Genomic DNA, 20,572 nt, shown 5'->3' with positions numbered 1-20,572 from the left:
TGGAGTTTTGCGGGGGTGTTACTCGCCAAAGTGTATGTGGCTTAAGTAAACAGTCAATGATTCCATCATCTCAGGGAGATTGAACGGTAGTGTAAATTAATCTAATGGCTAAATAGAAATCGAGATAACCACACTATTTCACGCCGAGGAATAAACTCAGTGTTTGGGCAGAGGAAGAATCCTGCTCGGCATGTCCTCAATCGAAACGGCTTGATCATCCTTATGATGTATCGACTAAAAACCAGCACTCATTTATAGAAGTCTCGATCTGACTCGACATATCTTCTTGATAAATAGACAGTTAACCGTTTTTATAAAGGTTGAGTATGACTAGCAGCTAAAAACACTTCGCGAAATAATCATGCGCTGAATTTCGCTGGTGCCTTCGTAAATACTGGTTATTCGCACATCTCTGGCCAAACGCTCTAGGGGATATTCGCGATTATAGCCATTGCCACCCAGAATTTGCAGTCCGGTATAACAAGCGCGATTAGCCGCTTCCGATGCAAACAATTTGGCCATCGAGGCCTGCTTGCCAAAATCGCCGCCACTCTCTTTGGTAAACGCCGCTTGCATCAATAGCAAACGCGCCGCCTCCATTTCGGTGTAGGCATCTGCCAACATCCACTGCAAACCTTGAAAATTCGAAATCGGCTGACCAAATTGCTGGCGCTCTTTGGCATAATCTGTCGCGTAATCCAAAGCCGCTTCACCCAAGCCCAAAGCCAACGAACCAACACCAATACGCCCGCCGGCCAACTCGCCTAAGGCAACCTGATAACCCCGATTTAACGTGCCCATTAAGGCGCCAGCGGGAATCCGACAATCATCGAAATACACTGGATTGGTAGCCGAGCCTTTTTGGCCCATTTTCTCTTCAGCAGGCCCTACGGTGACACCGGCGGTATCGCGCTCTACTAGGAAGCAAGAGATGCCTTTGCCGCGGGGAGCATCTTTATCCGTCACCGCCCACACCACAAACACCCCAGCGTATTCGGCACTGGTGATATAGGCTTTAGAGCCGTTTAAGACCCAGCTATCGCCATCCTGCACCGCCGTGGTTTTCATGCCCGAAGGGTCTGAGCCGGCACCAGATTCCGTCAAACAAAAGCCCGCTGCTAAATATTCACCTGAGCAAATTTTGGGCAGGTAATTTTGCTTCTGCTCGGCACTTGCTACCGACTGAATAACCTCGGCGACCATATTGGTCACCGATACCGTCACCGCCGTAGACGCGCAGCCACGCGCAATACTGCTAATGGCCAAGCTAAATGCGATTGTGCCGGCTTCGGTACCACCGTATTCGGCATTGACATTTAGGCCCATAAAGCCAAGATCAGCTAATTTCTTAAGATTCGCTAAAAATTCGCTTTTACCTTCGCCTGCATCAAGCTTTGCGGCATTAGCGAGCAACTCTTTCTCGGCAAAATCCCGTGCGGTTTGCTGAATAAAATTCTGCTCTTCTGAGATATTTAAATCCATGTTTATAACCGCCTGTATTACATACGCTCTATGATAATGGCCGGTGCCATACCGCCCGCCGTGCACATGGTGATAAGCCCGCGCTTAAGATTGCGACGTTCCAACTCGTCCAGTACCGTTCCGATCAAAATTGAGCCGGTCGCGCCAATGGGGTGACCCAGCGCCATAGAGCCACCGTTAACATTAATTTTTTCGCGGTCGATATTCAGTTTGCGAATAAAGCGCTCCAAGACCACGGCAAAAGCTTCGTTCACTTCGAATAAATCAATATCATCGACGGTGAGACCGGCTTTTTTCAATACTTTTTCAGCGGCGGCAACTGGGGCATTTAACATCAATGTTGGGCAGTCACCCATATTGGCCATGGCCAACACCTTGGCCCGTGGTTTCCAGCCCTGCTTGGTCGCGTAGGCTGGCGAGGCCAACAAAATAGCCGCCGCGCCATCGACCACACCCGAGGAGTTACCTGCGTGGTGAACGTGATTAATTTGAATATCAGGGTATTTCGCCTGCATTAATGTGCGGTAGGTCGTGCCCTCTTCGTCTAGCGGCTGATCAGCCAGCGCCGGGAAGGATGGCTTTAATTGCGACAGCGACTCTAACGTCGTGCTCGGCCTTGGAAACTCTTCACGGTCTAGCGCTAAGCGGCCATCTTCGTGGTAAACCGGCACCAAAGACTTATCGAAATAACCGTTTTTAATGGCATGAGCAGCGCGCTGCTGACTGACCACCGCGAGCTTGTCTAGGGTTTCACGATCAATACCTTCAAGAGTCGCAATCGTGTCGGCACAGACACCTTGATTGGTTTGAGGATGACGGGCGCGCAGACGCATATTGCCGCTGTCCATCACCACGGGCAGGCCATTGTCGTGACCATAACTGGACATCATCTCTGCGCCACCCGCAATCACCACGTCTTCCATGCCCGACATAATCGAGGCTGCCGCAATATTCACACTGGTAATACCCGAGCCGCAGAAGCGGTCTAAGGTCACACCACTTGAGCGAATATCAAAGCCCGCATCGAGGGCCGACATACGCCCCATATCGCCGCCATGACGTCCTTTCTGACAGCTGGTGCCCCACACCACATCATCAACATCGGCGGTATTGAGTTTATTGCGCTCAACTAGGGCCTTGAGTACGCAAGCGCCCAATTGTTGAGGGTGAATGTCGGCCAAGGCCCCTTTACCCAATTTACCAATGCCACGGGGGGTGCGGCAGGCGTCAATAATCCACGCTTCAGTCATAATCATTTCCACTTAATTCGATGTAAGAAGCCCGCAGGCTATTCTGTCTGGTGTAGGGCAAAACTTACTTAGGCTGCATCCGCAAACCGGCATCCATACGAATGCACTCGCCGTTGATATAGTCGTTTTCAATAACGCTAGTCACCATGTGGGCAATTTCAGTTGCTCGGCCAAGACGCTTCGGAAATAGTGGCGTGCTGCTCAGAGCTTCATAAACTGGCGCCGGTAGCGATTCAAACATGGGGGTATTGATCAAGCCAGGCGCGATGCAGTTAACGCGAATACCGATCGTTGAGAGGTCCCGGGCAATTGGCAAGGTCATGCCAACAATACCACCTTTACTCGCGCTGTACGCAGCTTGACCAACCTGGCCTTCAAACGCAGCCACTGACGCGGTATTCATGATCACGCCGCGAACGCCGTCTTCGTTATCGGCGGTATTTTTTGCCATTTGCTCGGCGCACAAACGCAGCACATTAAAGGTGCCGGTCAAATTTACGGCCAAGGTCTTGTTCCATAAATCCAGCGGGAATGGTCCATTTTTACCAAGGGTTTTACTGCCGGTAGCAATGCCTGCGCAGTTAACACAAATATGGATCGCGCCGAAGGCCGTCATGGTCTGCTCAATACCGGCTTTAATAGAATCTTCGCTGGTGACGTTAACTTCAGCAAAAACTACAGCCTCGCCCAGTTCCGCCACAGCCGCCGCACCCGTTGTGGCGTTTAAATCGAATATGACGGCCTTGGCGCCAAGGCTAACTAAGCGGCGCACTATCTCCAAACCCATACCTGAAGCACCACCACTAACAACCGCTACCTTACCTTCAATATTCATATCGACTCCCCACGCCAAGTACGCTTTTAAAAAAGCGGGCAAATATCGCCCAACTTCGTCTGAGTATTGTGAGACTACTGAGCCACAAATTAATCAGATCGGTATTTTGCACGCCAGAGGCTTAGCAAGACAATGACATTGAGGTGTCAAAAAATAGACATTTTGTTATAATCCACCGACTTCCTACCCGAGCATAGCAGTATGCGATCACCCACTATCGCCATCTATTTTGTGCAAAAATGCCTGCAGAATTTACCAGCGCAGCCAGAGCTACAGCACAAACTTCTTGAAAAAAACCACATTAGCCCAAGCCTGCTATACAAGCCGAATGCCCGTGTACCTGGCGAAAATTACGCCAATCTCAGCCGCGACACGATGCAATCGATGGGTGACGAGATAATGGGCTTTGGCAGCCAAGCGCAAAAGCTAGGCTGCTGGGCAACCATGACTGAACTCGCCGCTAGTGCGCCAAACCTTGGCGAAGCCTTAAAGCGACTCACTCGCTTTTACCGGCTTATTCCCTGGGGACTGAGCACCAAGTTAGAAATCCATGGTGACATGACCAATATCTCGCTAACCCCAAGCGTGGCCAATGCGCAACTCGACCCCTACCTTTACGAGTCCTTTCTCTTTTACATACACCGCACCGCTAACTGGCTTATAGGTAGACAAATCCCACTGCACCGAGTCGACTTCAACTTTAGTGAAATGCCTCAGGCGGCCGAGTACTGGAATCTCTTTCTCACTAAAAATATTCATTACCAACAGCCTCGGGCGCAAATTCAATTTTCGGCCTCACTGCTTGAGCAAAATATCCATATTTCACCCCAAGCACTGAATAAATTTTTAGCCCACGTTAATTTTGCAATGATCACCCAAAGCTATACGTCCAAGAGCTGGTATTACAAAGTCGGGGCGTCATTAGAGGCCAAACTAGAGGACAAGCCTAGCTTTGCAGACATCGCAAATGACTTAAATTTACACCCCCATACCCTGCGGAGTTATTTACGCGAAGAGGGATTCCAATACCAGGACATAAAAGATCGGGTGCGCTGCGACAGCGCAATTTTTCACCTGAGTCATACCGGCTGTAGCGTGGAAGAAACCGCCGCACTGATTGGATTTTCTGAGGCGAGCGCATTTATACGCTCGTTTAAAAAATGGACGGGGGCAAAGCCAATGGAGTATAAAAAGCAGCGGTGATGAATTTGCAAGAGTATAGGCAGCTCGATCTCTTTCGTATTTGGTTGAGAAGGCGGAGGAGCGTGCCAAGTATGTTGGTCACGATGTAATGCGAGGTCAGACCGGGGAAATTAAGCCCCTACTCCAAGAAATCCGTTCAATGAATTAGCCTGCGTCACTACCTTGCTATCCGAACCTGTCTCAATACTGGCGCGCTAAGTGCCTATTATCCCTGGGCAAGTCCACCTATGGACTTCCCAGGGTTCGCTAGACAGTTGCTGCCTCTATGTGGACTTTCCCGAGCAATGTAGACAGCTCAGCGCTATTCAGCGACTGACCGCTAATGTGACGCAACAGCCTTTCATACCGCATGTCCTGGCCTGGTGGTGGACGGTCGAAAAGCCGATGTGGATAGAGACTGGTAGGTTTTTCTACAGCCTCAACACCTTGTTATGAGCAGCTTTCGGATTCATTGCTATTCTTTATCGCGCGGCTTTCTTGGGCGCTTCAAATATAGTGCGTGATCTGCTCCCGAGGCTCCAGTGACTGCAATTAGCTCCCAGCCCTCACGCCCCAGATTATTAAGCACTCCCGTTTTCGCTGGATCTAGATATGCCCCCGATGACTCCAAAGTTACTTTAGTTCCGGTTGCATTACCGGCTAAAAAAACAACTTTGTACTCCCACTCTGTTGCGTAGCTATTTAGGGAGATAAATAACAGTGCGGCAGTGAATATAAGCCTTTTCATTGGACTACCTCATAAGCTCATAACGCCCGCAGCAACTGCGGGTTTGTAGTCATGCGCTTGTCGCATGCATGGCATTGTTATATTCATCGCTCTAGTGTGAGCCACTGCGCCTCCTCATCCGAGTCCTCAAAGACATAAAGGAGGTGCTCTGCGTGAGGGGGCTCTTTTTCTAGCATGTCAGGCCAGATTAACTGTTCCCCCCCAAAACTCACGGCGTACGGCGCCCCCATTCGCGCGAGATTTAATAGATGAACTTGGTACTCCGCAGAAAATTCAACTTTTCTTGGGGAAGGAGCATTACTAGGCCCAGGAAAAATAACCGCCCGGTCATACATCAAACAACATGGGTATACGTGCCCTGACTCAACGATTACCCCAATATCGGGCTCATAAATTTCTTCCGACATCAAATCGACGACTTTGGCACCATCTAAAGAGTAATCACACTCAAGAATTTGCTTCCTGACTGATGCCAAGGATGACTGCATGCCCCAGCTGTAACCGGTCTCTCTGAACCATGTTAGATAGGCTGCAGTAATGTATCCAACTTGGATTTCATTGATGTGTTTGGCGATTTCTGGAGAAAACTGTATCTCAATTTCTTGTCCGTGGGGGATTGATTCGACTTTTCCTGGTGGATTTCTGTTTATGGGCGCAAACACTTCTATTGCACCATCCTCCTCCGAAACAGAAACCCTTCCTGATACTGTAACTCCATTGATGGTTATGTATTTACTCTTGGTTTTTGCATGGAAGAATGTGCCTTCTGGTTTCTTAAGCACGCGTAAATACTCACCAAACCATTTATCCTGACTCTCTCCGAAACGACTATTACAACCTCGACATAGGATCGTCCACTCTTTGCCGCCAGCAGCTTCCGGAGTAATGTGCCCTGCAGTGTAGAGGTCGAAATCTTTCTCTACATGGAATTTCTTCATGCATGTAGGGCACAAAAGCCCATCGCGGAAGCTCTCTCCAAAACCGAGAAGCTCCAAGCTCAGAGACTCTGCCAACCTTTTTCGTGCGGATTTACTTGGCATAAATATAACGCCCGCTGCACGCGCGGCTTTGTAGTAGTGGAGCCTCAGGCGAAACGAAAAAGCCGTCGGCTTGCCTGCGATTGTTATAAGCTGGTGGCAAAATCACCGGATCACCTTTGGCGTTGGCACAGGCTTTCCTTTACCAAACAATTCATCGCAGACTTGGCATTTTTGCGCGCTATGGTAGCTATCCGTGGTTTTCACAACCCGGCATTTCTTTTCATCCTTCTGCCAGCACCTCGGGCAGTAAGGGCCCTCTTTATTTTCTGAATCCTTTTCGAAGAAAAAAGGCTCCTCGAAAATCATATTTTCTTGTTGTTTGTACTTTGATTTGAGCTCTAATAGATCCTGCTTAAGCTCTAGATTCTCTGCGTGCAAGCCTAGATATTGTTCTTGGAGTTTCTGGATTTGAGCTTGGGCTTCTATTTGGGAGCCTTTCTTAATCAGCTCCACCACTGTACTAAACATTCCTTTTGCTTCTGAAAACGATATATCCATATTGATGTTCTCACTTTCTGTTGAAGTTTATAACAGTTTTGTTATGACGATTCGCGCCTTAAATCACTTTGCCCCCTTATCAAGGAGCGGGCTTTTACGGTGGCAGAGAATTTCTAGGGAGCTCAATGATATAGCGACTTCACTATTAGCGAGCGCCGGTCAAACGAAGACTAATTCCCTTTATTTCTGCAAATGTTCCTTGCCCTGATCATATCCCGTTTTTTAGAAATTTCAATAAGTTAAGTGATTAGTCAATGTGTTAATGGGACGCACTCTCTTGTTCACTTATCTCGATAACGCGGAAGCAGCGACTGACCGCTAATGTGACGCTAGAGCCGGTCACATTAAGTTTTAAGGCAGAATTTCGGATCTAAATAAACGGACACACACGGCCCTCTTTCAAACTTGCCACTGCGGTACGGGATGGCACGGGTCATGCTGCCTAGCCGCTATACTGTAGTGATTCAATTTAACGGCCAAGAACTCGAACCCACTACAAACACAGAGAATTCAAGCTTACGCCTTATGTCAAAAGAGAAAAGACCACAAGATTGGAGCTTCGAGGAGAAGCTTAAACTGATTATTACCTGCGGCCCTTACCTTACGGTTGAGCGAGCCCGGCTAAAAGCTTAACGACCTACACAGCTCATTAGATAATTTTTCACGCGCGCAGATTCCTCTTCGCCCATTTGAATCTGCTGCCAGAATGATCGTTCTTCAAATTGCTTATGCGGTGTTTTGAAGTAATCCCCATATCTTTCTTGCCCTACTAACACACGAAGTAAAAGCTTATTGGCAAGCATACCCAGCACTTCATTGGATGGACCTAGCTCTTTGAAGAATGTATCTACCTCATCCTGAGGAATCTCCCATTTTGCCAGCAGCAGTTTTGATAGCTTCAGGGCATCCTCGCGCTTATACACCATGTAGTCATCATAGCTGGCGACCTCTTCAGCACTAGGATCCCGATAGTTCAATATTTTCAGTACCGCCATCGGCAATACATATACGAGGTCTTCTGACATTACCTACCCCAAATTTTGCTTGGCATTTACTACTTGATGCACGGCATCTTGTTATAACTACGTCCATTTTAATAAAACACACGGTTTTGTGCTGTTAATTAATACGCGGATTCAATAGCCCTCTTGAGCTTTTGCATCAAGCGTTGCGCAAGCGGAAGTGTTAGCTCACTGGGAAAATAGGTATAGACCATTCCCTTAGTGGAAATCCAAGCAGCAATTCGATCAATGACATTACCCTCACCGTCTAAAATCAAATAGATCAACGAATCTAGGTAGGACTTCGCGCCCTCCCCAATAACCAGAAAGTAAATTGCACGAGCGATGCATCGCAGCTCTTGATCGGTTATGAGCTTTGATTGCACAAAATCTAGTGGCAGGGGTAATTCAGAAATGTAACCACCAGCCACTTCCATTCGTAAATCATTGAGGTGCTGAATCAATACTTCAGATGCGTGCTCCATGATTGTATCCACATGGCTAATGTCAATTTCAGCAAACCGTGAGATCAACCATGACTCTACGGCTGCCTCATTACTGGACTCTCGCCCAACACCAAGAATGGCCACCAAGTCATCACTATGATATGTCGATAGTCGGCTACTGATTACTTTGGCCAATGAACGGGCTGTCTCTTTTGTTAATGTTTTCATTGCTGTTCACCTCCACCCAGACGCTGTAATAACAATCGCTCAAAGGCTGACCCATCTTGTCGGGTTAGGTTGGGAACGTAGCGAGAGTAGACTTTAAACAGCATCTCGGTACTGGTATGGCCCATCTGTTTGGCAATCCACTCTGGCGCCTCACCAGACGCTAACCAAAGCGTTGCCGCGGTATGTCGGGTTTGATAAAAACGTCGGTCTTTCATTCCGAGTAATTTCAGGGTAGGTTTCCAGACGCGCTTGTTCACATTCAGCGGGTCTATAGGCGTACCTATGCGCGTGCAGAACACGTATTCACTGAGATGACCGGACGCTTCATATTGCGTTTTTAAAGCCTGATAGACCGGTTCTGACATATGGACCTCGCGCTGTGAGCCGTCATTTTTGGTGTATTCACGGCCTAGGTGACTGTAGGTTTCTCGGACCAAAATTTCGCGCCGTTCAAAATCAATGTATTTCCACTGAAGGCCGTGAACCTCCCCTGTCCGCAGTCCAGTATAAAAGCGCACGATAAAGTACTGCTTATAATCCACACGGACGCTGGCGATGAATTTTTCCACCTCATCAAACGACATCGGCTCGATATGCACCTTAGGCGCCTTAAGTCGCTTCACGTTTTGCATCGGATTGGGGAATTCATAGCGGTCTGCGCCCTCAGCAAGGATAGCGCCCAGAATCTGCATGATCTCATTCACGGTTTTGGCCGACAGCGTTCGGTTTTTCATACTGCCACCAGGTTTTACAATATCTGCCCGGAATGCTAAGCAGTCTGCTTTTAGAATCTTATGCATTTGTATCTCGGCAAAACGCGGCAGAAGATAACCATTAATATGAACCATCGCAGCCCTGAGGGTATTCCTACGCCAAACAGCTGCGTTCTCCCTAATCCATATTGCGGTGAACTCACCAAATGTCGGCGTTGTGCGCTCGGCAATGACGGGCTGAGCAGGAATATCGACTGTCGCGCCACGACGGACCGGAGTCGGTACTAAAGATGGCTGGCTACCAAACTCAGCAGCACGATTACTACCAGGGAAGAACTTGGTGTAATCGAACGTGCCCGCAACGATTTCCAGCTCGATGCGCTCGAGGACTTTTTCCATCTTGCGACGATTCGCGTTAGTGTCGCGGAGAGTGGTTTGCTCGCGACAGCGAGCACCGTTAACTCTAAAATCGAAAAATAAACATCCATTTTATTCACGAGCTCTGACCTTACCCATAGGACTTACCTCCCGAGGCTAAAGGAATGGCAATGCAGTCATCCTCCGGCAAACCTATGTCTCTTTCGATATTTTCCCAGATATATAGAATTTTTCGCCCGCCAAATGGGCGAATATAGTGAGTACCCACCTATAAGACAGTGTCCTTTAAAACACTACGAATTGTTGTAGGCTCATAATGAATCCGCTCAGCCAGTCCATCAGTAGTCAGGTATGTGTAACTCATGTACATTTCCTTCATCGCAAGTCGTTTTTTAATACCTCACGTCGCTTTTATTCGACGCTTTCTTATTTTATACCAAGACAAAAATCGATAACAAACAACAAGTGTCGATTATAATTGACGGATGACTATTTTGATTAGAATACGATTGAAAGAAGTACTAGCCGAAAAAGAGTTTCATGACGGTCGAGTCATAACTCTGAGTGAGGTATCTAAGGCAACCGGCATTCACCGCGCAACACTATCTAAGATTGCTAACGAAAAGGGATGCAATACAGGAACTGATAATATTGATGCGCTCTGTAATTTCTTTGAATGTCGCGTAGAAGACCTATTGGTGCATCTTCCAGAGCCAGCGCCCAAGGTCGACTAACTGGTCAATTCAGCTGATTTATAATTCATTTTTATACGTGCTTGGGCACAAAATGCGCACGATTTGGTCACAAGGTGGTCACAGCGGAAAGTCCAGACGAAAAAAAAGCGCTGCATAAATGCAACGCCTTGAATTCTTTATAAAAATATGGTGGGCCGTGATGGATTCGAACCATCGACCAATTGGTTAAAAGCCAACTGCTCTACCGCTGAGCTAACGGCCCCGAAAGAGGCGCTCATAATACTGTTTTCTAAGGAAAAAACAACCGCCTAGGAGTAAAAAAGCAGTTTAATTACACCTTTCGGTATCGTGTTGGATCAGCGACCCCTGCTTGCTCAAAACCTTGCCGCCGTAAATAGCAGCTATCGCATCGGCCACAGGCCTCGCCGTCATCGTTAGCTTGATAACAAGAGACTGTTTGCGCGTAATCCAACCCGAGCTTTGTGCCGACATTAATGATATCGGCCTTACTGAGTTTCATTAGTGGCGTATGGATATGCATACCGCGCCCTTCCACCCCCGCTTTGGTCGCGACATTAGCTAAAGTCTCGAAGGCTTCGATAAACGCTGGGCGACAATCTGGGTAACCGGAATAGTCGACAGCATTTACACCAATAAATATATCATCGGCCTGCAGCACTTCAGCCCAGCCGAGGGCGATAGATAAAAATACCGTATTTCTTGCCGGCACGTAGGTGACGGGAATACCGCTTGCACCCGCGTCTGGCACCGCAATATTCATATCGGTTAATGCCGAACCGCCAATGCTACTTAAATTGAGATTGATTATTTTAAACTCGGCCGCACCAAGGAATTCGGCGACACGCTTGGCGGCGACCAGTTCGGCGCGATGACGCTGGCCGTAATCAAATGCTAAGGCATAGCACTCGTAATCTGCTGCCCGCGCCTGAGCTAGCACTGTCGCACTGTCTAGACCACCGGATAGTAGTACTACTGCTTTTTTCGACAAAACTTTTCCTCTACTTCTGTTTATACACCGCTCGGGCGCAAATACTTAATGGCCAGCAGCATCGTTCCAAAGCAATTTATGCAATTGCACTTGAAAACGTACGGGCAGATTATCTTCTACAATCCAATTCGCTAAGTCAGTCGCATCTAGCTGACCAAAGCTTGGCGAAAATAAAACCTCTCCCGCTTTTGCCGCTAAATTATGGGCGTCGAGTTGAAATCGTGCCCAGTCATAATCTTCGCGGTTGCACAGCACGAATTTGATTTGATCGTGGCGAGTCATAAAAGCGATATTATCCATAAGATTGCGATGCATTTCACCAGAGCCAGGCGTTTTAAGGTCCATCACTTTTGAAACTCGTGAATCGACCTGTTCTACATTTATGGCGCCACTGGTTTCCAAAGATACCTCATAGCCTGCATCACTGAGCGCAGACAGCAAGGCGTGACATTCTGGCTGAGCAAGGGGCTCGCCACCAGTAACACATACGTAGCGGGGCTTATAAGAGGCGACTTGCGTCAAAATATCTTCTATCTGGCGCCGCTCACCGCCATGAAAGGCGTATTCGGTATCGCAGTAAACGCAGCGCAAGGGGCAGCCGGTTAGGCGCACAAATACGGTGGGCAATCCCAAGGTACGAGACTCGCCCTGTAGGGAATAAAAAATTTCGGTGATACGTAGGCTATTTTTAATCATGGAAGCAGGCTGCCGGATACAGGATTATTACCGGAGACCAGCCGCGTAAGCTTTGCTCCGCGAAAAATTAAAAGTTCTTGCGGAGGAATTCACGCGATTTATTCACCGCTGAATTACCGGTATTACCGTAGCGGTCGATCACGTGGGTCAGCATTTCCTGGGCTTTCGTCTTGTCGCCATTCAGAAAATAAACGGTACCTAACTTATACATAGCTGCAGGGACTTTGCCGTGATCCGGGTAGTCCGTCAACAGGCGTTGAAATGCAGTCGTCGAAGCCAATAAATTCTGCGGTTTAATAGCAACATATAACTCACCAAGCCAGTACCAAGCATTGGGGGTATAACGGCCAGTAGGGTATTTTTCTACGTAGCTTGCGAACGCTGCGATTGCTTGATCGTATGACGCGCTTTTTACCAAGCCATACGCTTTTGCATAATCTGAGGATTCATCACCGTCGAGCAACACAGCGGCACTGGCTGCCACTGGCGTTTTTCCCGCGGGGCTTTCTGTTAATTCTGCGGCTTCCGCATCTGTCGTCGACGCTGCTACCATTGAGTCAGCGGCTGTCGCGTCCAGACTGCGATCAACAGGACTGCCGGAAGTTAAGCGGCGATCCATATCTATATACCGATCCAAGCTTTGCTGTTTAAGCTGGCGTAGCTGATACCCTTGTTCTTCCACTGTCCCCCGCAACGCCATCACTTCTTGGCGCAGCAGTTGCAGCTGCTGATACATTTCGCCCTCAATACCTCGAGCCGATTGAGAATCAGCCCGGGAGGATCCAACATCAACAATTGGGGCTTGCGCCCAAAGCTGTGCCGACAAACACGCTGCCGGCAGCAGCAAAGACAGTGGTTTCAAAAACTGCATCAGTACGCCTTTTTATTACTTCAGTTCTACACGACGGTTTTGCGAGTAAGTTGATTCAGACTGACCGAATGCAACTGGACGCTCTTCACCGTAACTAACCGTTTCTATACGGTAGCGTGGAATACCATTGATTGCCATGTAATCGGCGACCGAAATCGCACGACGCTCACCCAAGGCTATATTGTATTCACGGGTACCGCGCTCGTCAGCATGACCTTCCAGACGCACAGGACCGGTAGTCTTTTTCAGACGAACAATTTGCGCGTCTAATGCTTGGCGTGCATTCACTGTTAGCGTTGCTTGGTCGAATTCGAAATAAAATACAGTTTCGAGGTTCGCCATGTCGTCAGTGTTATACGAAGAATCGCTCATAGAGTCAGTAGACTCTGTGTACGTGCTCAAGGCATCAGCGCTTTCCTGACCGCTGCTATCGGTTTCTGTAGAAGCACAACCAGCTAACATCGCACTAAAGAAAGCCACACCCAAAAACATACTTTTTGCTTGGTATTTCATCGCATTTTCCCATCAAGTTTTGATTACACACTTCCGACCAAACAATCATTGTCTAATCGGCATTCCATTCCCGGCTACTACTTCATTGAAGAAAAGGCGACCAAGCCGGTTCGCGCACATCCCCGAATCGCGACGGCAATCTATACCTAACACCGCCGTCTATCGATACTGCTGCCAAAATACCTTTGCCATCATACTGCGTAGCGTACAATAGCATACTGGCGTTTGGCGCCACACTAGGTGACTCGTCCAAATTAGTGGTAGTGAGAATTTCGACACGGTTACGCTTTAAATCCATAACGGCGATGTGAAAATTACCATTCTTTCTATGTACCATCACTAATCCGAGACCATCTGCCAGCACTCTCGCTCTGGCATTATAATCACCTTCAAATGTAACTCGTTCTACTGACCCGCTGCTAAGCTCAACTTTATAAATTTGAGGTTTTCCGCCGCGATCAGAGGTAAAAATAATTGACTTTCCGTCCGGCATCCAAGCCGGCTCGGTGTCGATGGCAAAGTGATTTGTTATACGCTGCAAATTACCCGTCGCCAAGTCCATTACATAAATATCAGGGCTGCCGTCCTTTGACAACACCATGGCCATCTTGGCGCCATCTGGTGAAAAAGCTGGCGAACTGTTCAAACCCCGAAAAGATGTAAGCTGCGTACGCGCATTAGTGCGAAGGTCCTGGACAAAAATAGCAGGACGCATGGTTTCAAAGGATACGTAAGCAATTTTCTGACCATCGGGCGACCACGTCGGTGCCATAATCGGCTCTCGACTGTCAAATAACACCGATTCATTGGCCCCATCGATATCGCTTTTCAGCAAGCGGAAGCGGGTTCGGTTACCCCCTTCGCGAACTGCAGAAACATAAAGTAATTGCGTGCGAAAAGCACCACGAATATTTGTGAGTTTTTCATATATTTTATCGCTAACCGTGTGCGCGAGGTAGCGAGGCTTATCAATACTGACGGATTCTTTGCCCGCGAGTATAACCCGTTGGGTATTTACATCTAAAAGCTCATAACTTGCGGTTATCGTACCCCTGACTTCCTGAGAAAGCGTGCCCACTAAAACATAGTCAACCCCGAGACTTTTCCAGTCGCGGTAGTAGACTTCGGTAGAATTACGCGGCCGACCCAACATATCAGCGCGACTTAAAGGTGCAAACTGACCACTGCGATGCAAATCACTTTCAACAATGGAGGCAATATCTTCCGCAACGGTAAGACCTGACTGCCAGCCGAAAGGCACGATGGCGATTGGCACAGGGTCATCATTACCCTTATTTATTTCAATAGTGAGGTCAGCCATAGATACAGCGCTAACCATCAGAAATATTAGTGCTGTAACAACTCGTATTAACATTACCGCCTCAAATCTTGGGGAACAAAATCAAAATTAAACCGTCGAAAATTTTTTTCATACGCGCCGGGGTCGATTTTATACAGATCACCTAGCTCATCAATTCTACTTAATTTGGTAATCGCTCTAATTGCCGACAAATCGAAGGCTGGATTACCACTACCTTTAATCACTTGATGACCAACAATTTCACCCGTAGGAATTGTAATGATCTGCACCGTCGCCTTCATACCATTGCGGGCTGTTGGCGGCAGTGACCAATTTTGGCCTATTAAAGCTGCAATAAGCTCTATGTATGTAGAAGCCAGCTCGCCCTCTTCCACCAAATCATCTTCAGACGCCAAGGCATCTGCCAGCTCTTTCTGTTGCTGTTTACGTATTTCTTCTTGTAAAACCCGCTGTTTGGCCTCGTCGCGCGCTTTTTCCTCCACCTTTTTCTTGCGAAGTTCTTCCGGCGTAGGCCCCTTTGGAACGGGCTTTGGCACCGGCTTCACCTCTGGTTTGGGTTTGGGCTCAGACTTTTTAACAGGCTCAGGCTTGACCACCGGTTTTGGTACTGGCTTGGGCGGCGGCGTCGACTTAACGGGACGCGACACGGACTTTTCTATCACCAACTTTGCTTGAATTGCCAGGGGCTTTGCCTTGACCTCAATAACACGGTTATCACTGGGTATCCCAAACAACAAGAAAGCAATAGCCACGCCATGTAAGACTGCCGTCACCAACGCCGGCACCAATTTAATATCATTCATCGCGCTTACTTCGCTCCACTGCGCGACGGATCCTCAGTAATCAAGCCGATAGACGTCGCACCAGCACCCTGTAACACCGCCATTGCCGCCACAACACTGGCGTAATCTACCGCACCATCACCTCTTACCATAATTGGCGTTTTAGGTTTGTTACGCAAAATTTTGCTCAATTTATCGCCAATTTCTGCAAGCTCCAAAGGTTCGCCCTGCTTGTCCGGATCCCCCAAGGTCACATAATACTTACCGGCCTTATCAACCGAGACCACAATAGGGTCGTCATCCGTTTCTGGAACAGGTTCAGTAGATGCCTGCGGCAAGTCTACTTGCACTCCTTGCACCAACATCGGAGCCGTCACCATAAATACAATCAGCAACACCAACATCACATCAATATAGGGAACAACATTGATATCTGAGATTGGCTTGCGCTTATTTCGCCGAGACATAGCCAGTACTCCTAATCTCGCGAGTGAATCTGGCGATGCAGAATACTGGAAAATTCTTCTGAAAACGTATCGTACTTACCTGCGAGGGAGTCGACTTTTGAAGAGAAGCGGTTATAGCATACAACTGCGGGAATCGCCGCGATCAAACCCATTGCGGTAGCCACTAGCGCTTCAGAAATACCAGGAGCGACTGTAGCCAACGTCGCTTGCTGAACTTGCCCAAGGCCGTGGAAGGCACCCATGATGCCCCAGACTGTTCCCAGCAAACCAACATATGGACTGGTCGACCCCACCGTGGCTAAAAACGGCAAACCGTGTTCCATGGCTTCTTCTTCTCGAGAAAGTGCCACGCGCATCGACCGCTGACACGCTTCCATCATGGCATCGGAATCAAGCTTCTTCTTCGCCAGCCGGGTGAACTCTTTAAATCCGGCTCGAAATACACTTTCCATCCCAACCACGCCGCGCTTGTCCGCTCCGTCGTTATACAAAGTATTCAAATCGGTACCCGACCAAAACCGCGACTCAAAGCGCGCCATTTCAGTTTGCGCTTGACTGAAATACATCACTCGCTGCGCAATCTGATACCAAGACACCACTGAGGCCAGCACTAATATCAGCATTATAATCTGCACAAACAAACTGGCATGGCTAACTAATTGCCAAATAGAAAGCTCTTGTCCCACTGTTAACTCCTGTTGTTTTAGGTTTTTACACTATTGTTCTTTAAGCGCCAGCACTGATAGCAATGCCGCCGGCATACGTTTTGGTTTTAAGCTAATCCTATCGACACAGGCCAGCCTAACTTGGGCTTCGCACAGCACCTCGTCGCCGCGATAAACGCGCTGATCAAAACTCAGCGACGCTTTAGCTGCGGCTATGACCTTGGCTGTGACAATAAGTTGCTCATCCAGCCTTGCTGGTCGCAAATATTTTGTAGCTAGGTTAGTGACAACAAACATCAGCGAATCGTCGATGAAAGCCGCTTTATCAAAACCTTGGGCGCGCATATATTCGGTGCGGGCGCGCTCAAAAAACTTTAAATAGTTCACATAAAAAACGATGCCCCCGGCATCGGTGTCTTCCATATAGACCCGTAACGGCATCTTGAATTCCACTAGGCCACGCCGCCATTGTCGTTAGTGGCGGCATTTTTGGGTAACTCTAAACCAAAATGACGATAGGCGTGATTAGTTACCACACGCCCGCGCGGCGTACGCATAATAAACCCCTGCTGAATGAGATAGGGCTCCAGTACATCCTCTATCGTGCCACGCTCTTCGCTTATGGCCGCAGCCAAGCTGTCTACGCCCACTGGACCACCATCGAATCGCTCAATCATTGCCAACAGTAAACGACGATCTAAGTGATCAAAACCACTGCTGTCAACGTTCAGCATATTTAATGCCTGATCAGCGATTTCTTTCGTCACAATACCATCTGATTTTACGTCAGCGTAATCCCGCACACGGCGCAGCAGGCGATTGGCGATGCGCGGCGTTCCCCTAGACCGCAGGGCAATCTCATGAGCACCGCCAGCATCTAACTGCACACCTAAGATATTGGCCGAGCGCGCCACAATGATTGACAAATCTTTAACGCCGTAAAACTCCAGGCGCTGCACGATGCCAAAGCGGTCACGCAGCGGCGAGGTTAACAAACCGGCTCGGGTTGTTGCACCGACTAAAGTAAACGGCGGCAAATCTAATTTAATCGACCGCGCTGCGGGACCTTCGCCAATCATAATATCCAGCTGATAGTCTTCCATCGCCGGATACAGTATTTCTTCTATATTTGGACTAAGTCGATGTATTTCATCAATGAACAGCACATCACCAGCATCGAGATTGGTCATTAGCGCCGCGAGATCGCCTGCTTTTTCCAGCACGGGCCCGGAGGTCGTTTTTAGTGACACCCCCATTTCATTGGCCAATATATTTGCCAGCGTGGTTTTCCCCAATCCTGGGGGCCCAAATATCAGGGTGTGATCTAGGGGTTCCTTGCGCATTCGCGCCGCACTAACAAAAATATTCATTTGTTCGCACACGGCGGGCTGACCAATATAGTCAGCTAGGGTCTTAGGCCGTATTGCGCGATCAAAGCGTTCCTCTAGTGGCTCGCCGGCGTCGGGTGCTACTAGGCGGTCAATTTCTATCATGTCAGATTAAGGTCTTCACTTGATCATGTTTTTTAGGGCAGCGCGAATCAATTCCTCGCTACTTGCGTCATCTGTTTTTAAGGCGCTAATCGCCTTGCTTGCTTCCTGGGGTTTATAACCCAAGGCCACCAGTGCGGCTTCAGCTTCAGCAATATTCACTTTCGTGGCACTTACTGGAACTGCCATTTTACTATTCGACCCCGGTAAATCCCAGTCCTTGAGCCGGTCGCGCATTTCAATCACTAATCTCTCGGCGGTCTTTTTACCCACCCCCGGCAGTCGCACTAAGGCAGCGGTATTAGCCTCTTGTACGCAGCGCACAAAGTCATCGCTATCGATACCGGACATAATCGTCAGCGCCAATTTTGGGCCGACGCCGTTAACCTTAATCAAATCTCGAAACAGGCGCCTCGATGTTACATCACTAAATCCAAATAGCTGCTGAGCATCTTCGCGAACTATAAACTGAGTGTAAAGCGACACTACCTGCCCCAAAGCGGGCAAACCATAAAACGTCGTCATCGGCACTAACACTTCGTAACCTACGCCATTGACGTCGATAACTATTTCTGTGGCTTGTTTCTCTATGAGTACGCCACGCAATCGGCCAATCATTTAGATTCCTTTATGTAAGACGTCCACGGCGCAAACGCATCGCGGGCTCAGCAGCCATCCGCTGTAACCCTCGCCGCGCATTGGCATGACAAATTGCCGCCGCTAGCGCATCTGCGGCATCTTCCTGCGGCGCAGCCGGCAGCTTGAGTAATATTTTAACCATATGCTGCACCTGAGTTTTATCTGCCGCTCCGGTTCCAACAACCGCTTTTTTAATTTGTCTTGCGGTATATTCAGCCACTATCAAACCATTGCTCACACAGGCGACCACCGCCGCCCCGCGCGCCTGTCCCAACTTAAGTGCCGAGCCCGCGCTTTTAGCCATAAAGACTTCTTCCACCACCGCTTCAACTGGCGAATACTCAGTAATAATGGTGGTTAAACTTTTGAAAATAATATCGAGGCGAGCGGGTAATGGACCTTGCGGCAGTCGAATAACACCACTGGTGATATAACGGTGATGATTTCCAATCACCTCTATCACACCGAAACCCGTTTTTTGCGATCCGGGATCGACTCCCAAAATAATAGTCATAGATCCTAAAGCTTTCGCTTCTTATCCGAGTAAGCAGAGGTCAATATATTCATCGTTGGCCTGAGTAAAATGCTAGCAACAAACAATAATTACAGGTGTGTCAATCAAGAAATTGAAGGAGACAAATACGCGCATCCACCGCAGGCTCTCTCCGCGGCTATTATGCACAGATTTACTGGAATAATGACACGCTCACGAGGCACGGTTCTGGTGATAGCTCAGTGATGCTTTAGTAATTGACTAACAATGGCTTAGCGACGTTATTGCAATGGCGCAACCCTACTTGCTAGTCGCTGTTTAATGCGATGTAGACGTCGTCAGCGATGTCTGCATTGGTATACACATTCTGAACATCATCCAGATCTTCCAATGCCTCCACCAGACCAAGCAGCGACTCAGCGCTCTTTATATCGAGCTCAATGGTGGTCGCCGGCAGCATGTGAATATCTGCATGCTCATGCTCAAAGCCCGCAACCGTCATAGCTTCTTTTACTGCCATAAAACCTGCAAGCTCAGTTTGTACTTCCATTGAGCCGTCGCCGTAAGCAATCACATCCACTGCGCCCGCTTCTAAGGCCGCTTCCATAAGCGCGTCTTCATCGAACCCCGCAGCATAGTGGATTTGACCAATGCGCGTAAACAGATAGGCGACCGAACCATCAGTACCGAGATTGCCGCCGCGCTTACTAAAGGCGTGGCGAACTTCTGCGACCGTCCGGTTGCGATTATCGGTCATACATTCAAGGAATACCGCGACGCCATCGCTACCGTATCCTTCATAGGTCACTTCGTCGTAATTGTCAGTGTCGGCATTACCCGCGCCCCGAGCAATGGCCTTGTCGATAGTATCGCGCTTCATATTAGCGGTGAGCGCTTTATCAACAACCGCGCGCAATCGCGGATTATCTTCTGGCATAGGACCACCCGCCATTGAGGCAACCACTATTTCTCGAATGAGTTTGGTAAAAACTTTACCGCGCTTGGCATCTTGCCCAGCTTTACGGTGCTTTATATTGGCCCACTTACTGTGACCCGCCATATCAGCCTCCCGGTAAGTAAAGTGAAGTATTACTTATCATGGTATATTGATAACACCCGCTGCGGCGCAC

24 protein-coding genes, 1 tRNA gene and 1 pseudogene are annotated in these 20,572 nt (G+C 48.5%); 2 read left to right on the top strand and 24 right to left on the bottom strand.

Going from position 1 to position 20,572, the window contains the following annotated elements:
* Window positions 1–330: 330 nt before the first annotated feature.
* The 3 genes from ACI955_RS02000 to ACI955_RS01990 all read right to left on the bottom strand — a co-directional run bounded on the left by ACI955_RS02000 (window position 331) and on the right by ACI955_RS01990 (window position 3,567).
* Complete coding sequence (locus tag ACI955_RS02000) at window positions 331–1,482, bottom strand: acyl-CoA dehydrogenase family protein (RefSeq protein WP_415242053.1); 1,152 nt, start codon at window positions 1,480–1,482, stop codon at window positions 331–333.
* 17 nt (window positions 1,483–1,499) lie between these two features.
* Window positions 1,500–2,732 (bottom strand): acetyl-CoA C-acetyltransferase, encoded by a 1,233-nt coding sequence (locus ACI955_RS01995; RefSeq protein ID WP_415242052.1) that lies wholly within the window; start codon window positions 2,730–2,732, stop codon window positions 1,500–1,502.
* A 64-nt stretch (window positions 2,733–2,796) separates the two neighbouring features.
* Window positions 2,797–3,567 carry an SDR family NAD(P)-dependent oxidoreductase gene (locus ACI955_RS01990; protein ID WP_415242051.1) on the bottom strand — a complete coding sequence of 257 codons (771 nt, stop codon included), beginning with the start codon at window positions 3,565–3,567 and terminating at the stop codon, window positions 2,797–2,799.
* A 201-nt stretch (window positions 3,568–3,768) separates the two neighbouring features.
* On the opposite strand from ACI955_RS01990, the gene ACI955_RS01985 reads away from it, so the two are divergent.
* A complete protein-coding gene (locus ACI955_RS01985; protein ID WP_415242050.1) occupies window positions 3,769–4,770 on the top strand; it encodes an AraC family transcriptional regulator ligand-binding domain-containing protein in 1,002 nt (333 codons plus the stop codon).
* 454 nt (window positions 4,771–5,224) lie between these two features.
* Here ACI955_RS01985 and ACI955_RS01980 read toward each other — a convergent pair whose 3' ends face one another.
* The 7 genes and pseudogenes from ACI955_RS01980 to ACI955_RS01950 form a co-directional block, all read right to left on the bottom strand.
* The gene (locus ACI955_RS01980; protein WP_415242049.1) at window positions 5,225–5,497 is read right to left on the bottom strand and encodes a hypothetical protein; all 273 of its coding nucleotides are present in this window, start codon (window positions 5,495–5,497) and stop codon (window positions 5,225–5,227) included.
* 83 nt (window positions 5,498–5,580) lie between these two features.
* Window positions 5,581–6,537 (bottom strand): HNH endonuclease, encoded by a 957-nt coding sequence (locus tag ACI955_RS01975; RefSeq protein WP_415242048.1) that lies wholly within the window; start codon window positions 6,535–6,537, stop codon window positions 5,581–5,583.
* A gap of 102 nt (window positions 6,538–6,639) precedes the next feature.
* Window positions 6,640–7,035, bottom strand: coding sequence for a hypothetical protein (locus ACI955_RS01970; protein WP_415242047.1), 396 nt, complete (start codon window positions 7,033–7,035; stop codon window positions 6,640–6,642).
* Window positions 7,036–7,664: 629 nt separating this feature from the next.
* Entirely contained in the window at window positions 7,665–8,060 is a 396-nt protein-coding gene (locus ACI955_RS01965; protein WP_415242046.1) for a hypothetical protein, read from the bottom strand.
* A 98-nt stretch (window positions 8,061–8,158) separates the two neighbouring features.
* Entirely contained in the window at window positions 8,159–8,710 is a 552-nt protein-coding gene (locus tag ACI955_RS01960) for a hypothetical protein (RefSeq protein WP_415242045.1), read from the bottom strand.
* A complete protein-coding gene (locus ACI955_RS01955) occupies window positions 8,707–9,558 on the bottom strand; it encodes a tyrosine-type recombinase/integrase (RefSeq protein WP_415242072.1) in 852 nt (283 codons plus the stop codon). The genes ACI955_RS01960 and ACI955_RS01955 overlap by 4 nt, the downstream gene beginning before the upstream one ends.
* Window positions 9,559–9,753: 195 nt before the next feature.
* Window positions 9,754–9,897: pseudogene (locus ACI955_RS01950) on the bottom strand (Arm DNA-binding domain-containing protein); the annotation flags it as partial.
* Between the two features lie 413 nt (window positions 9,898–10,310).
* Between ACI955_RS01950 and ACI955_RS01945 the strand changes: the two are divergent.
* On the top strand, window positions 10,311–10,535 hold the full coding sequence (locus tag ACI955_RS01945) for a helix-turn-helix domain-containing protein (protein WP_415242044.1): 225 nt from the start codon (window positions 10,311–10,313) through the stop codon (window positions 10,533–10,535).
* A gap of 148 nt (window positions 10,536–10,683) precedes the next feature.
* On the opposite strand, the gene ACI955_RS01940 is transcribed toward ACI955_RS01945, so the two are convergent.
* The 14 genes from ACI955_RS01940 to ACI955_RS01875 all read right to left on the bottom strand — a co-directional run bounded on the left by ACI955_RS01940 (window position 10,684) and on the right by ACI955_RS01875 (window position 20,502).
* Window positions 10,684–10,758: transfer RNA gene (locus ACI955_RS01940), tRNA-Lys, on the bottom strand.
* A 69-nt stretch (window positions 10,759–10,827) separates the two neighbouring features.
* Window positions 10,828–11,505 (bottom strand): 7-cyano-7-deazaguanine synthase QueC, encoded by a 678-nt coding sequence (gene queC / locus ACI955_RS01935; RefSeq protein WP_415242043.1) that lies wholly within the window; start codon window positions 11,503–11,505, stop codon window positions 10,828–10,830.
* A gap of 45 nt (window positions 11,506–11,550) precedes the next feature.
* A complete protein-coding gene (gene queE / locus ACI955_RS01930) occupies window positions 11,551–12,198 on the bottom strand; it encodes a 7-carboxy-7-deazaguanine synthase QueE (protein ID WP_415242071.1) in 648 nt (215 codons plus the stop codon).
* 70 nt (window positions 12,199–12,268) lie between these two features.
* Window positions 12,269–13,072 carry a tol-pal system protein YbgF gene (ybgF, locus tag ACI955_RS01925; RefSeq protein WP_415242042.1) on the bottom strand — a complete coding sequence of 268 codons (804 nt, stop codon included), beginning with the start codon at window positions 13,070–13,072 and terminating at the stop codon, window positions 12,269–12,271.
* Between the two features lie 15 nt (window positions 13,073–13,087).
* Window positions 13,088–13,585: an OmpA family protein gene (locus ACI955_RS01920; protein ID WP_415242041.1), complete on the bottom strand. Its 498-nt coding sequence runs from the start codon at window positions 13,583–13,585 to the stop codon at window positions 13,088–13,090.
* An 82-nt stretch (window positions 13,586–13,667) separates the two neighbouring features.
* Entirely contained in the window at window positions 13,668–14,960 is a 1,293-nt protein-coding gene (tolB, locus tag ACI955_RS01915; protein WP_415242040.1) for a Tol-Pal system beta propeller repeat protein TolB, read from the bottom strand.
* Window positions 14,960–15,709, bottom strand: a complete 750-nt coding sequence (locus ACI955_RS01910; protein WP_415242039.1) for an energy transducer TonB — start codon at window positions 15,707–15,709, stop codon at window positions 14,960–14,962. The genes tolB and ACI955_RS01910 overlap by 1 nt, the downstream gene beginning before the upstream one ends.
* 5 nt (window positions 15,710–15,714) lie before the next feature.
* Complete coding sequence (tolR, locus tag ACI955_RS01905; protein ID WP_415242038.1) at window positions 15,715–16,155, bottom strand: protein TolR; 441 nt, start codon at window positions 16,153–16,155, stop codon at window positions 15,715–15,717.
* 11 nt (window positions 16,156–16,166) lie between these two features.
* Complete coding sequence (tolQ, locus tag ACI955_RS01900; protein ID WP_415242037.1) at window positions 16,167–16,841, bottom strand: protein TolQ; 675 nt, start codon at window positions 16,839–16,841, stop codon at window positions 16,167–16,169.
* A 30-nt stretch (window positions 16,842–16,871) separates the two neighbouring features.
* The gene (gene ybgC / locus ACI955_RS01895) at window positions 16,872–17,261 is read right to left on the bottom strand and encodes a tol-pal system-associated acyl-CoA thioesterase (RefSeq protein WP_415242036.1); all 390 of its coding nucleotides are present in this window, start codon (window positions 17,259–17,261) and stop codon (window positions 16,872–16,874) included.
* 11 nt (window positions 17,262–17,272) lie between these two features.
* On the bottom strand, window positions 17,273–18,313 hold the full coding sequence (ruvB, locus tag ACI955_RS01890; protein WP_415242035.1) for a Holliday junction branch migration DNA helicase RuvB: 1,041 nt from the start codon (window positions 18,311–18,313) through the stop codon (window positions 17,273–17,275).
* Between the two features lie 15 nt (window positions 18,314–18,328).
* The gene (ruvA, locus tag ACI955_RS01885; RefSeq protein WP_415242034.1) at window positions 18,329–18,928 is read right to left on the bottom strand and encodes a Holliday junction branch migration protein RuvA; all 600 of its coding nucleotides are present in this window, start codon (window positions 18,926–18,928) and stop codon (window positions 18,329–18,331) included.
* Window positions 18,929–18,938: 10 nt separating this feature from the next.
* Window positions 18,939–19,463 (bottom strand): crossover junction endodeoxyribonuclease RuvC, encoded by a 525-nt coding sequence (ruvC, locus tag ACI955_RS01880; protein WP_415242033.1) that lies wholly within the window; start codon window positions 19,461–19,463, stop codon window positions 18,939–18,941.
* A gap of 286 nt (window positions 19,464–19,749) precedes the next feature.
* Window positions 19,750–20,502: a YebC/PmpR family DNA-binding transcriptional regulator gene (locus ACI955_RS01875; protein ID WP_415242032.1), complete on the bottom strand. Its 753-nt coding sequence runs from the start codon at window positions 20,500–20,502 to the stop codon at window positions 19,750–19,752.
* Window positions 20,503–20,572 lie beyond the last annotated feature (70 nt).

Origin of the sequence: Zhongshania sp. (assembly GCF_047636175.1) — a bacterium.
Lineage (GTDB): Bacteria > Pseudomonadota > Gammaproteobacteria > Pseudomonadales > Spongiibacteraceae > Spongiibacter.
This window is presented reverse-complemented; position numbering and strand designations above follow the sequence as displayed.